General features: G+C 30.7%; 9 protein-coding genes. 8 read left to right on the forward strand and 1 reads right to left on the reverse strand.

What is annotated here, in order from left to right:
* Positions 1-5 precede the first annotated feature (5 nt).
* Entirely contained in the window at positions 6-1,511 is a 1,506-nt protein-coding gene (locus tag GOY08_RS03210) for a HAMP domain-containing methyl-accepting chemotaxis protein (protein ID WP_158997121.1), read from the reverse strand.
* A gap of 234 nt (positions 1,512-1,745) precedes the next feature.
* On the opposite strand from GOY08_RS03210, the gene GOY08_RS03215 reads away from it, so the two are divergent.
* The 8 genes from GOY08_RS03215 (at position 1,746) to GOY08_RS03250 (ending at position 13,996) form a co-directional block, all read left to right on the forward strand.
* Complete coding sequence (locus GOY08_RS03215) at positions 1,746-2,903, forward strand: acyl-CoA dehydrogenase (protein ID WP_158997122.1); 1,158 nt, start codon at positions 1,746-1,748, stop codon at positions 2,901-2,903.
* A gap of 37 nt (positions 2,904-2,940) precedes the next feature.
* Complete coding sequence (gene yajC, locus GOY08_RS03220; RefSeq protein WP_158997123.1) at positions 2,941-3,360, forward strand: preprotein translocase subunit YajC; 420 nt, start codon at positions 2,941-2,943, stop codon at positions 3,358-3,360.
* Between the two features lie 95 nt (positions 3,361-3,455).
* Positions 3,456-5,246: a protein translocase subunit SecD gene (gene secD, locus GOY08_RS03225; protein WP_158997124.1), complete on the forward strand. Its 1,791-nt coding sequence runs from the start codon at positions 3,456-3,458 to the stop codon at positions 5,244-5,246.
* A gap of 17 nt (positions 5,247-5,263) precedes the next feature.
* A complete protein-coding gene (secF, locus tag GOY08_RS03230; RefSeq protein WP_158997125.1) occupies positions 5,264-6,319 on the forward strand; it encodes a protein translocase subunit SecF in 1,056 nt (351 codons plus the stop codon).
* Positions 6,320-8,095, forward strand: coding sequence for a single-stranded-DNA-specific exonuclease RecJ (gene recJ / locus GOY08_RS03235; RefSeq protein WP_158997126.1), 1,776 nt, complete (start codon positions 6,320-6,322; stop codon positions 8,093-8,095).
* An 89-nt stretch (positions 8,096-8,184) separates the two neighbouring features.
* Positions 8,185-9,321 (forward strand): hypothetical protein, encoded by a 1,137-nt coding sequence (locus GOY08_RS03240; RefSeq protein ID WP_158997127.1) that lies wholly within the window; start codon positions 8,185-8,187, stop codon positions 9,319-9,321.
* A gap of 293 nt (positions 9,322-9,614) precedes the next feature.
* Entirely contained in the window at positions 9,615-11,339 is a 1,725-nt protein-coding gene (locus GOY08_RS03245; protein ID WP_158997128.1) for a hypothetical protein, read from the forward strand.
* On the forward strand, positions 11,336-13,996 hold the full coding sequence (locus GOY08_RS03250; protein WP_158997129.1) for an RCC1 domain-containing protein: 2,661 nt from the start codon (positions 11,336-11,338) through the stop codon (positions 13,994-13,996). Before GOY08_RS03245 ends, GOY08_RS03250 begins: the two co-directional genes overlap by 4 nt.
* The last annotated feature ends 93 nt before the right edge of the window (positions 13,997-14,089 follow it).

The raw sequence follows: 14,089 nt of genomic DNA on the forward strand, positions 1-14,089 counted from the left end.
CTTAGTTACCTCATCCCTATAATAATCATACTAATATTTCCAGCTGTATTATCTAATTTGTCACTTTGCTCTACTAATTCTTCAGAAGATTTTGCTGTTGATTTTACTGCAAGGCTACTATTTTGCGTTGCTTTATCAATAGCTGACATAGCATCAGATATTTTTCTAACACCAATTTCTTGTTCACGTGTTGCTTCAAATATTTGTTGAATAACATCTGACATTTTTACAATATCAGCGGAAATTTTAATGAAAGAGTCTTGTGCTTCACTAGTTACTTTTTTTCCATCATCTACTCTAGCTTTAGTTAGTTCAAGTATTTTATTTACTTGTTCTTGGCTTGCAGTAATGAGTTCTTGTATTTCATTTGCAGATTTTCCACTTATTTTTGCTAAGTTTCCAACTTCTTCAGCAACAACTGCAAATCCTTTTCCATATTCCCCTGCTCTTGCTGATTCAATTGAAGCATTTAATGATAATAATTCTGTTTTAGAAACAATATCGTTAATAACTGCAGTTTTTGAATTAATTTGGTTAATAATAACTGCAATATTTTGTAATTGAACATTAGATTCCTGAATGGTTTCCATTGCTTTTACAAGTTTAGTCATAGTACTTTGACCAATTTCCGATTTTTCAGAAGCTTTTTTTGCAACTTCTGTAGATTCTCTAGCATTTTCAGCAGTTCTATTTACCATACTAGTAATTTCATTGATTGCAGCTGTAGTTTCATGAATTGCAGCAGACTGTTCAGTAACAGAATTTTCAAGCTTTTTAGATCCACCTTTTAATTCATTTGCAATTCTATGATTCTCAACACTTTGCTCTTTTAATTTTTTTATAGCCTTTTCTATTAGTCCTGTTGATTTTTTAATAATAAGAAAAATTATTGAGCCAATTATCATTGATATTATAATAGTGATACCCATAGAAATATTTGTTAAACTAGTTAAGTAAGCTCCATCATTTGTAGAACTAACTCCACCTTTATAATTATATTCAGAGATTTTATTGAGTTCTTCATCTAAACTAGTGACTTGTGGAATCATTTTTTCTCGATAATAATTAAATCCAGCATTTGGACTTTTATTATCTTCAATAACTTTTTTTATTTCTTGGATACTATCATTTAGAGTTTTCCAATTAGAAAGTGCTTTTTCATAAATTTCCTTTTCTTCAGGTTCAACGACAAATTGTGCATAATTTTTTAAATGATCTTCAAATTTTTTAAAGTTTCCATTAAATTCTTCAAGACCTTTACTTTTTATTGCTGGAGAGGAATTTGTTGCCCAATCTAAGGAATATAAAATTAATCCCCTTGGACCTGCAATAAGATCCCTTTTTAACTCTCCGATTGCCACAATACTTGGTAACCAGTTTTCTCCGGTATTTTGTGAGTAAGAGTTTGTTTTATTAATCATTAATATAGAATAAATTGAGATACATAAAATAAGAAAAAATAAAATACCTAGTGATAAATTTAATTTAAAACTAAGACTTATTTTTTTCATTCAAAAATCTCCAAAAAATTCCTATAAACTTTTCATGCTTCGGAGGTTTTGAATAATTTATTAACTAGTAAAGAAATCGGGTGTTAAATTTTTGAACATAGATGAAACTTTTAACTACTATGAATAAAGTAAACAATAAAGGTACAAAAACCGTTTTAAGTTTTTTTGCTTTTGTTTAACTTTTCAGTTATGAAGTTTTTGAAATCTTGTTTGAATATTGTTAGGAGTCAGCTTATGCAAAATCATTCTTTCAATCCATTGACACATTTAAAAGAAGAAGAATCAATGTTTTTTCAATCAGTGGTTGAATTTGCAAAAAAAGAAATTCAACCACAAATAGCTGAAATGGATGAAAAGGAACTTTTGTCGCCAGAAATAATAAAAAAGATTTTTGATCTTGGTTTGATGGCAATTGAAGTACCTGAGAAATATGGCGGTGCAGGAGGGTCTTTTTTTCAAGCCATTCTCGCAATACAGGCCTTAGCTCAAGTAGATCCAAGCGTTAGTGTTTTTGTGGATGTGCAAAATACTTTGGTTGCAAATGCTCTTTTAAAATGGGGACCTGAGCATTTAAAAAATAAATATTTTCCACAAATGGCAAAAACTAGAGTTGGTAGTTATTGTTTAACAGAATCAAATAGCGGATCAGATGCTTTTGCATTAAAAACAATAGCAAAAGATAAAGGTTCGTATTACGAATTAAGTGGAAAAAAAATATTTATTACCAATGCAAAGGAAGCTTCAGTATTTCTTGTATTTGCAAATATAAATCCTGAATTAGGCTATAAAGGAATTACCGCTTTTTTTGTTGACAAAGATATGGGTGGTGTTACTTTAGGCAGAAAAGAATCAAAACTTGGAATTCGAGCTAGTAGTACCTGTGAAGTTATTTTTGAGAATGCTAAAGTACCAAAAGAAAACATAATTGGCGAAGTTGGTAAAGGATATAAGATTGCTATAGAAACCTTAAACGAAGGTAGAATTGGAATTGCAGCTCAAATGTTAGGTCTTGCAGAAGGTGCTTATTTTGCGGCAGTTCAATATGCAAAGCAAAGAGAACAATTTGGCAAAGCAATTTCTCAGTTTCAAGGAATTCAATTTCAAATTGCAGATATGGCAATCAAGATTGAAGCTACAAAGCTAATGGTTTATAATGCTGCACGGTTGAAAGATGCTGGTCTTAGTTTTGTGAAAGAAGCAGCTATGGCAAAACGTTTTGCAAGTGAGGTTGCTGAAACTGTAGCTAGTACAGCACTCGAGATATTTGGAGGCTATGGATTTATCAAAGAATTTCCAGTTGAAAAATTTTATCGTGATGCAAAAATTGGCAAAATATATGAAGGAACAACAAACATGCAGTTGCAAACTATCGCAAAGATGATACTAGATTAATCTTGTTGTTTTTTGGATTAATTGGAGTGATAAATACATGAATTTTAAATTAGCGACATTGAAATTGAGTGCTATAGTAATATCTTCTAGTTTTGGTAGTGCGGTCATGGCTCAAACTGCTGCGACTGCTCCGCAGCAAGCACCAGCTGGAGCTGCTTCTGCAGGAGCTCCGCAGGGAGGACCAATGTGGGTTAATTTAGCTCTCATGGGTGGAATTATTCTCTTTATGTGGTTGTTTGTGTTTCGTCCTCAATCGAAAAGAGCAAAGGAACAAAAAGAGTTTTTAAATTCTTTAACTCCTGGAGTCGAAGTGATCACTGCAGGCGGAATTATTGGGACAGTTGTTGAAGTGAAAGATAATATTGTCTCATTAAATGTTGGAAACTCAACACTGCGCGTTATAAAATCCTCTATTTCTGGAAGATTAGAAGCGGCGGCTGCTACTTCTGCAAAGTAAAGTTAGGTTTTGCTTTTGAAAAATGAAACCGCCCGCTCATTCTGGGCGGGCGGTTTCATTTTAAGTTTTTTTTATAGCAACACATCAGGTGATTTATGCCAAACAAAGTTCCTATGCCCGCGCTGTGGTGGATTAAAACGGTTATTATTTTTTGTGCTCTTATTTTTGGAATTTTATATACTTTACCTACAATGATTGGAAACCCCTCAGATTGGAAGCGTGATCAAAACGGTCAACCTGAGAAGTGGTACCAAAAAGCTGCTGAGAACTTTTTACCTTCCTCTAGGGTAAATTTAGGACTAGATCTGCGTGGCGGACTTTCCCTAACTTTAAATGTAGAAGTTGAAAAGGCTCTTCAAGACTCTATCATTCGTGCAATGTCAAGAGCGAAAGATCTCATTGCAGTTGAGGGAGTAAAAACTGGTGCAATTAAGGTTAATGATGATCTTTCAGCAACAATTGAAATAGAAAATCAATCTCAAGCGCAACAACTTCAAAAGAAAATTAATGAACAAACTTTACTCTTATTGTTTGATAAAACAGTAGGAAACACGTTACATTTTTATCCTAATAAAACAAATGTAGCTGAGTTTGAAAAGCAGTTGATGCAACAAGCAATTAATACAATTAGAAATCGTATTGATCAATTTGGTGTATCTGAACCAAATATTTTTCAAGCTGGTACAACAAGAGTTGTTGTTGAATTACCAGGAATGTCTGATACAGAAAGAGCAAAACAGTTATTGGGTAATACAGCGCAACTTGATTTTAGATTGGTTCTTAATACTGTCACTCAAGAACAGTTGTTACCTTTACTTGGTGAAGCTCGCAAAGCTCTAAAAATTTCTGATGAAGACCAACAACCATCAACTATTGAAGATCTTTCAAGATGGTTAAGGGACAATAATAAATTACCCAAAAATGCAACAATTGTTCTAAAAAGAATTTATGGACAAGGAACCCAAGTTGGGAAAGTTGTATCAGCACTACCTTATTTAGTAGAAGCTCACGCTAAATTAACTGGAGATCTGATTGAAGATGCTCAAGCTGTGCAAACTGCAGAAAATTATATTCCTCAATACAGTGTTTCCTTAAAGTTTAAGCCACAGGGAGCAAAGTTATTTGGTGAATTGACAACAACTGCTGCAGATCCCAAAAATGCCCCACACGAAGTTGCCATTATTCTTGATGGAAATCTTCAAAGCGCGCCATATGTTCGTTCGCCAATTACGGGTGGAAATGCTTCCATAACTATGGGTAGCAACATCAATATGGCGGAGCAAATGAAACAATCGCAAGATTTAGCACTCGTTTTACGTGCAGGTGCTTTACCTGCCTCAGTAAAAGTTGTTGAAGAACGGCAAATTGGCCCAACTGAGGGTGCACAGAATATTCATGCCGGAGTCATTTCAACATTAATTGCAGCAGTTTTAGTTATTGTTGTTATGTTATTTATCTACGGTTTATCTGGTTTTGTAGCTAATTTAGCCATGGTTTTTAATGTTCTTCTTATTTTAGCATTTATGGCCTTATTCGGTGCGACATTAACGTTGCCTGGTATTGCCGGAATTGTATTAACTATGGCTATTGCTGTTGATGGTAACGTAGTTATTAATGAACGTATTAGAGAAGAAATACGTTCAGGTTTTTCTCAAAAACAAGCTTTTTATAAAGGTTATAGTACGAGCTTTCGCACACTAATTGATGCACATATTACTTCAGCTGTAGCAGGGATTGTTCTTTTAATTTATGGTAATCCTACAGTTAAAGGGTTTGCTGTTACTTTATTATGTGGAATTATATGCACGCTTTTTACTTCCTATTATGTCACAGAAGTTATTGGACAATGGCTTGTTGAAAGAACAAAAATTAAAAGGTTTGGCTAAAAAAGAGGAAAACTATTATGGCGTTTAAATTAGGAAATATTCAAGTTTTCCCACACAATTATTATTTTGATTTCATGAAGTGGCGAAAGTTTACTGTGGGAATTTCGCTATTGCTTGTTCTTTTATCACTAGCAATTGTTGCAGTTAAAGGTCTTAATTATAGTATTGACTTTTTAGGTGGAGCAGAAATTCAAGTTAATGTAATGGATCGTTCTATTACACGTGAAAAACTGCAAGAAGCAATAAAAAGTATTGGTATTGACCATGCTGAAGTAACAGCATATGGAAATGTTGCAGTCAGGAAAGACAACTCTGAGTCTTTTTTAATCAGAATTCAAAGAGAAAAAGGCAAAGATGAAAATGCAACAACGGGTAGAGCTTCTGAATTAAAAGAAAAACTGAATGCTCAATTTGGGGCACAGAAACTTGTTTTTGCATCTACTACTAATATTTCTGGTAAAGTTGGAAAAGAAGATGAATACAAAGGTTATATGGCTTTATTGCTTTCTTGTATTGGAATTCTTATTTATATTGCCTTTCGTTTCGATGCGCGCTTCTCTCCCGGTGCAGTTTTGTGTTTAATTCACAATGTTATTATTGCGCTTGGTTTTATGACTTTACTTGGTCGTCCTTTTAACACCACATCTATAGCAGCTTTTTTAACAATTGTTGGTTACTCTATAAATGATACAGTAATTGTTTATGACAGAATTCGTGAAACAAGACTTTTGCAACCTAAAATGTCTATGATAGATGTGGTTAATAAGAGTATTAGTCAAACGATGAATCGTACTATATTAACATCAGTAACTGCAATTTTAGCTTTGTTGGTCTTATCTGTTTTAGGCGGTGGTTCAATCGAAGATTTTGCAATTACCATGTTGGTTGGTGTTATCGTTGGTACTTATTCATCAATTTATGTAGCTGCCCCTTTAACATTAATGATGGATGGTTACTTTACAAAATTGGGTTGGAAACAAAAAGAATATAAGGATAAAGCTGTAGTAGAAAAACCGAAAGACTATGCTCCTCCAATTCATGTTAGAAAAAAACAGTCGCAGGAAAAAAAGTAAATGGTTTTGTCAGCAAACCAAGATGTATTTACTAGTGAATATTTGTGTACTACAGAAAGATATGCTTGGAAGTTAAAAGATATATTTGCTAAAAATTCAGAGTCATTTACCGAGTATTTTTTTCAAAAAAAGAAATTTTTGCTAAATGGGCAAATAGCCGAAGATGATGGAACACTGCTGCGACTATTGCCTGATCCTTGGTTACTAAAAGATCTTAAAATAGCTTGTGAGCGCATCATTCAAGCTATTCAGAAAAAAGAAAAAATTACAATATTTGGTGATTATGACGTAGATGGAACAACTTCATGCGCCATGTTGCAACAGTTTTTTTCTGAAATAAATTATCCTGTAGATATTTATATTCCTGATAGGTTGTTAGAAGGATATGGACTGAATAGTACAGGTCTAAAAAAACTTGCTACACAACAAACCAAATTGGTTATTACTGTTGATAATGGAATATCAGCTGTTGCTGCTTGTGAAGAAAGCAAACTTCTTGGAATAGATGTTATTATAACTGATCATCATGATATTCCGCCGATATTGCCAAATGCTTTTGCAATCTTGAATCCTAAACAGGAAAATTGTTACTTTCCTGAAAAGATGATTGCAGGAGTTGGAGTCGCTTTTTATTTATTAATTGGATTACGACAAAAATTAAAGGAAAATGCATTTAAGTGTGAAGTTAATTTGAAAAACTACCTCGATTTTGTTGCCATAGGGACAATTGCAGATATGGCTCCGTTAGTTGGAGCAAATTATATATTATGTAAAATTGGTTTAGAAGTTCTATTACAAAATATAAATTTGGGGAATCGTTTGGGAATTCAAGAGTTGTTACTTTGTGCAGGATGGAAATTAGGACAAAAAGTAACAGCAAGTGATATAGGTTTTAAAATTGGCCCGCGTTTAAATGCGGCAGGACGATTAGGAAATGCTTTAAGAAGTGTTGAATTATTAAGGACAAATGACTTAAGTTCAGCTAAAGAAATGGCGTTTCATTTGCATCAGGAAAATTCAGAGCGCCAACTTTTGGAAAAGCAATTTACTGAGGAAGCTTTTCAGCTTGTGCATAAGATGAGTTCCATACCCGACGCTCTTGTTTTGCATCAACCACACTGGCATCCTGGAGTAGTGGGTTTAGTAGCCACGCGTGTACTAGAAAAATTTTATAGACCAGTTCTCGTTTTTGGAACTGTGGATGGTAAATTAAAAGGCAGTGGTCGTTCTACCCATGCGTTTAACTTATTTGCAATGTTAAATGCTGTGCGTGAACAGTTTCTCTCTTTTGGCGGACACTTTCATGCAGTAGGATTGACAATTGCTCCTGAAAAGTTTGAATGGCTCACAGAGTATCTCCACTTACAAGCTAAAATGAATATTCAGATTCAAGATAAGACTCCATTATTAAAGGTTGATGGATTGCTTTCTTTAAACAGTTTAACACTTTCCTTGGTTGAAAAACTTGAAGAATTAGAACCATATGGGGTTGAAAATCCTAGGACTCGTTGGTTGCTGGGGCCTGTTCAAGTAAGACATGTTAAAAGAATAGGCAAAGACATTTCCCAAAATCATGCTAAAGTTCTATTCTACGATGGAGGTTCTGAAGCTTGGTTAACTGCTTTCGGGTTAGCTGAAGTTTTTGAGCAATTTTTAGAAACAGGAATAGGTGTCCAGTTAGTTGTTGAGGCAAAACTGACTGTTTGGAATGGGCGTCTTACGACAGATGTGCGTGTGATAGATTATGCGCCTGTTTTATCATCTTCCTCCTTCTAATAAACTTTGCCTATTCAAATCCTATGCAGTAGAATTGGTTTTCATAAGCCATATTTTATTTATTAATTTTAATTGAAGTGGACGCGCCTATGATCCAGTCACATAGAAATGATATTGAACCATGGTATGTTCGAAAGAAAAAGTATCAGCCGCAAAATTTCTTGCATAAGCCTTCGAAACCAGGTTTAAATGAAGAGTTAGATAAAAAACAACAAATTAAAAGAAGTGTTTTTTTATTTGTCTGTATTTTTTTTATCATGATAACAGCAATATCGTCAGGGGTATTTATAACTCTTGCTATTTTTGAGAAATCAATTCTTTCAAATACTACCATCTTTATTGCATGTGCACTTGCTCTTTTTTTTGTATCTATTGGTTTGATGATATTATTAATAGGTTTTGTTTGTGCAAATATTCTTAAGAACAACAGTATAAATAAATTTTCTTATGCCGTTCAATTTTTAAAAGGACAATTGCATATTGAAGAACCACGCAAAGGAATTCCCGCTCCAGAAATGGCTTTATATCAATTCATTCAGCAAGTAAGAGCATATGCAATGGAAAAGTCATTTTTAAAACAAAAGCAAGATAGACAACAAGATGCATTTATTGGATTGAATGGAGTTGATCCTAATTCACTTTTAAAACGTCGTTGGAATGATGTTGTAGATAGTTTGAACGAATTTGAAATTTATTTAGCAAATGATCCAAAAGGCATGATTGAAAAGCTTGTTGTGAAATCTCCTCCGCAAAATATGGATGTTTCTCAAATTTTTAGAGATGTGGCAGAAACATTTGATACAACGTGGAGAAGAAAAGGCATAAATATAGAACATGCTATTGTAACTCCTTTAAAAGCAAATACGAATGAAGCATTATTAAGACGATTGCTTGTTGGTCCTTGGAGAAGCTGTGTTTATTTTGCTCGCAGAGGAAATGGAGTTGTGTTCTCAGCTAAAAGCATTGATGGAAAAATTATCACACGTTGGGAATGTGAAGGAATGGCTTTTCCAGAAGAGTTTTTTGCATTAGTAAAAAACAACGAACTTGATGTGAATGATAGAATAGAAAAAGGCATGGCTATGATTGCTTTAGACCCTAATAGTCCTAATACGTTATTTGCGCTTATTAGTTTTGTTACATGGATAGATTTAGTACATGTTGCACAATGTGATTATGAAATAAAACAGGGTTCAGAAGGGCTAATCATTGAATTAAGGTTATAGTATTTTATCTTTTATGATAATTTATTAAAACTTATTTTTTCTAACTTTCTTTTTTATAAAACAGTATTTAAACTTAAAAAATAATATCTAATATCCTCAATTATTTTTATTTTCTTTGCTACTCATTCTATATTATTGAAGTTTTTTAAGATTTCTTGACTATTTTTTCATAATATATTAACAAATAAATAAAGTTAACTAATTGTTTTAATATATTAAATTATAAAATCGATTTTGTAATGAATTGATATAAAATACAATATTTTTAAATTTAATAAAGTAAGGAATTATTCATGAAGCATTATCAGCTTGCTATCTTGAATTTATTTGTATTAGTTGCTTCTGCATGTGGAGAAAATAAAAATTCACTTATAGATCAACAAACAATTCAAAATCCTTTTTCTTCAGAAGTATATCAAAAGCAAAGTGATAATAATTCGTCTATTATTGGAAAAGGATTTAGTTCTATAGAAAATATGACCAAAAATAATTGTTTAGATAATACTTCATATGAATTTATCCCAGATGGTAGATCGCAAATATCATTTTACAATAATATTTCTTCTTCTGAATTAAATGAAATATTAAATATAAATACAAATGGAAAAATAAATTCATTACAAGGAAATATTTTTTTTGATAGTGGGTATTTAAGCAACTTGAAAGCAAGTGAACTTTCTTCTACAGTAACTTTAATTTCAAGTGTTACAAAAGGAGTAAATTCACTTATCAAAAATAATAATAGTGAAAACGGTTTTAAAATAAATAAATTTTATTCCTCAATTTTTGAGAAAAATAAATCTGAGTTTATAAAAATATGTGGAGATACTGTAGTTGAAAAACAAAAACTATCAGCATATTTAATTATTACTGCTAAACTTGATTTTAAAAATAAAGAATCTAAAATTTCTTTTGAAAATAAAATAAATGTGGATAAAAATATATTCAATGAAATAAATTCTTTTTCTGATTTTAAATACATTAGTAGCAAGGATAAAATAAATAATGATATTAAAATAACAATTTCAGGAATGCAGTTGGGAGGTGATTTTATTCAACTGCAAAAAATTTTAAAGAAAAATGTTTGTAATTTAAATCAAATTGAGCAGTGTAATCAAATGTTTGAAACAATAAATGAATATTTTTCAAATGAGTTTCAAAATCAGCTAGATCTTAATGATAATTCATCATGGATTACATCATCAATTAAAACCATTCCTTATTCACAGGTAATTATTGTAGACGAAAGTGGAGAATATTTTAGTGATAAATTTAATTTCGGATTAGATTATGCAAATTTTTCTGATAAATTAAAAATAGTAAAAGAAGAAAATAAAAAATTAAATTCTGCAGTTAAAAATATATTAGCGCATAATAGTCATGTGCATTTATCTAATGAGCAAGTAAATTATTATAATAAAAATTTAATTAATTCAGAAATAAATTTAAATGTAATAGATGATTACTTCTCCGACTGTCAAAGTTTGAAATCACTAGATAATTGCTTAGTGAAGTATTTAAAAGAAGTGAAAGAAGCATTTTTACCAATTGATAGCCGCTTGATGAACGAAACAATTGGTAAACATGTGAGAAGTTATCATGTTGGTTTAACTGATATTGTAATTAATAAAGAGATTTACAAAAAAAGAGATATTGATGAAAGGCTATTTAGTAATGAAAAAAATTTAAAATTTGTATTATTAGATCCTAATAGAAATGAAGTAAGAAATGAAAAAATTTCAATTTATTGTCAAAAAAGATATGTAAAAAAATTAGAAAATGTAAATAAAGGATTTTGGCTAACTTTTATTTTAAATGCATGGCCTACAATTTATACTATCATTAGTAAGGCAGTAAATGAAGAATATTACTTGCTTGATAATATAACTAATATGAAGAAATCAGATATTATTTTACATGATATTAAAAGTTACTGTGGAAAAGAAGCAAAAATATTTTTTGCAAGTAAACCTGATAGTTTAATTAGTAAAATTGAAATTTGGGAGCAAAATATATGAATAAATTTAAGGTTTTATTCCAAATAATAATAGCATTTTTTTTTCTTAGTCCGGTTATGGCATATGATTTTAAAAATGTGATTCAAATTTCATCTGGAAAAAGACATACATGTGCTTTACAAAATAATGGCGAAGTATATTGTTGGGGAGATAACTTAAATTACCAGTTAGGAAGCTTAGGGAATGATAGTGGAATTCCTAAACTTGTCCCAAATTTAAATAATGTAATATCTATTTCGGCAGGTGGACAGCATACATGTGCCTTAAAAAAAAATGGCAGCGTTCAATGTTGGGGTCTTAATACCTTTGGGCAATTAGGAATTCCTATACAAGTAAATCAACCAAGAATTGCATCATTAAAAGAAATAAAAGAACTAAAAAACATAAAAAGCATTTCTTTAGGTGAAAATCACTCTTGTGCTTTAGATAACTTAGGAGATATTTACTGTTGGGGAGATAATAGTGAAGGTCAGTTATTGACAAATCAAATATCGGAATCAGCATTACCTATAAAAAATAATTACATTTCAAAAATATCTATGATTAGCTCAGGTAATCAACATATATGTGCTTTACACTTAAAAGGAGAAGTTTTTTGCTGGGGAGATAATAGAAGTGGGCAAATTGGAAATAGAAAAATTCAAAATAAAACAATCGTTAATTTAGTTCAGAATTTAAAAAATATTAAAAGTATTTATGCAGGTGGATCTTCAACATGTGCTTTGAGTAATTCAAATAGTATATACTGCTGGGGTGATAATACATTTTCTCAACTTGGAGTGGAGAATACGATAGAAAATAAAAATGCTAAACTACCTGTTCCATTTAAGGTTGACCATTTACTAGAAATTAAAGAATTAAGTATTGGTGATAATCATGTATGTGGATTAACTAAGAATAGCACTGTTATTTGTTGGGGGAGTAATTCCAAAAATAATTTTCAGTTAGGAACTGTAACAAAAAATTCAATTCATTATTTGCCTTTAGAAGTTCCAAATTTATTGGATATCAATTCAATATCAGCAGGAGGGTTACACACATGCGCATTAAAAAATAATGGAACGGTATATTGTTGGGGAAATAATTTTCAAGGTCAATTGGGAAATGGAGAATTTTCTGCTTCTTATGGTAGACCTTACAAAGTTTCAATCCTAAATTATCATGAAAAAAAACAAAATCAATATTCACTTGCTTGTTACTACTATGAAATAAATAATTCGCAATCTGATAGTGGAGTAAATCAAACAATTTATAATAATTCAAACATTTCCTATTATTGGGGAGTAGAATCCAAAACAGATGAAACTAATTATGCTTCATTAAATGGGCATATTGAAGATGGATTTTTTATAGAAACAAAGTTAACTTATCAGAATGCTTTAGAATATTGTAATAATATAATTTATCTTAAGAATAAATCAGCAAAAAATTTAAATGTTTTAAAATTATATGATATTAAAGCAATTTTACAAGCTGAAATACAAGATTTTGTATATCCAATTTATTTCATAAATCCATTACGAAATGAACAAATTAAAAGAATTGTCGTATTTGGTGATAGTTTGTCTGATAATGGAAACTTAAAAGAATTTACTCACTACCTCCCAAGTGATCCTTATTTTAAAGGGAGATTTAGTAATGGTTTAGTTTGGGGTGATTATTATAGCATTATTAATCAAATCCCAATTTTGAATTTTGCATATGGTGGTGCTAAAACTAAATCAGAAATTAATAAACCAATGTATAAAATAGTTTCTTTTTTAAAGTCTGGCGTTAGAAATTTAATAACTGGTGGGATGACTGATTACATTAATAAATATTTAAAAAACTATTTAAATGGAAATTCTTTTAAAGGAAATTTAACAATTCAATCTCCAGATGAAACACTTTATGTGATTTGGATTGGAGGCAATGATTATTTAGAAATAATGAATAGTAAAACTGATTATACTAGAATGATTGATAATGATAGTTATAAAACAAGTGAAGGAATTGTTAATAATATAATGAATAGTATTTATCAGCTGCAATATGCTGGAGCTAGACATATTTTATTATTGAGTTTACCAAATATAAGAATGACTCCTGAGGCTATTTTGAATGATAATTATAATTTCTCTTCAGGAAAATTTAAAAATAAAGAGCAGGTTTATTACCGTTTATCTGAAATAGTCCAAATACATAATTCAATTTTGAAGCAAAAAGTTGAGGAAAGAAATTCAAAACCGTTAAATTCTCTTATCTATTATATTGATATAAACCCTTATTTATCTAAATTTATAAACAATGAAAATTTTCTTGATGGAAGTAAATTTTCTTATGACTTAATGTATTTAAATAGCACTTATCCATTTAAAGATTTTGAAACTAATACTATTCAGCTTCCATGTTACAAAGGAGAATTTAAACGAAATCCTGTTGCAATGCCGTTTCAGGCACAGAAAAATTTGTTCTGCACAGATAAAAAAGAGATTGCCAATGTTCGGACTCTGTTTTGGGATTCTGTACATCCAACGAGTTATACTCACTGTCTTATAGCATATGTAATTCAACATAATTTAGGGAAACAGCAACTGGTTAATATTCCAAATAATTCAATATTCGAATATAAAAATTATTGTTTAGCAAATTTTTATGAAAGAAAAATATACGACTAGAAAATAGTTTATTCAATTCCAATAATTTACGAATCAAAATTTCATTCGTTACCATAACCAAACAATAATATATTCATAAATGCAGAATAGTTT

It is taken from the genome of Pigmentibacter ruber (genome assembly GCF_009792895.1).
GTDB classification, from domain to species: Bacteria; Bdellovibrionota_B; Oligoflexia; order Silvanigrellales; family Silvanigrellaceae; genus Silvanigrella; species Silvanigrella rubra.

Bases quoted from the DNA above. Each gene is read 5' to 3' on its own strand.
- GOY08_RS03210 (WP_158997121.1), bottom strand. From the start codon at position 1,511: ATGAAAAAAATAAGTCTTAGTTTTAAATTAAATTTATCACTAGGTATT.
- GOY08_RS03215 (WP_158997122.1), top strand. From the start codon at position 1,746: ATGCAAAATCATTCTTTCAATCCATTGACACATTTAAAAGAAGAAGAA.
- yajC (WP_158997123.1), top strand. From the start codon at position 2,941: ATGAATTTTAAATTAGCGACATTGAAATTGAGTGCTATAGTAATATCT.
- secD (WP_158997124.1), top strand. From the start codon at position 3,456: ATGCCAAACAAAGTTCCTATGCCCGCGCTGTGGTGGATTAAAACGGTT.
- secF (WP_158997125.1), top strand. From the start codon at position 5,264: ATGGCGTTTAAATTAGGAAATATTCAAGTTTTCCCACACAATTATTAT.
- recJ (WP_158997126.1), top strand. From the start codon at position 6,320: ATGGTTTTGTCAGCAAACCAAGATGTATTTACTAGTGAATATTTGTGT.
- GOY08_RS03240 (WP_158997127.1), top strand. From the start codon at position 8,185: ATGATCCAGTCACATAGAAATGATATTGAACCATGGTATGTTCGAAAG.
- GOY08_RS03245 (WP_158997128.1), top strand. From the start codon at position 9,615: ATGAAGCATTATCAGCTTGCTATCTTGAATTTATTTGTATTAGTTGCT.
- GOY08_RS03250 (WP_158997129.1), top strand. From the start codon at position 11,336: ATGAATAAATTTAAGGTTTTATTCCAAATAATAATAGCATTTTTTTTT.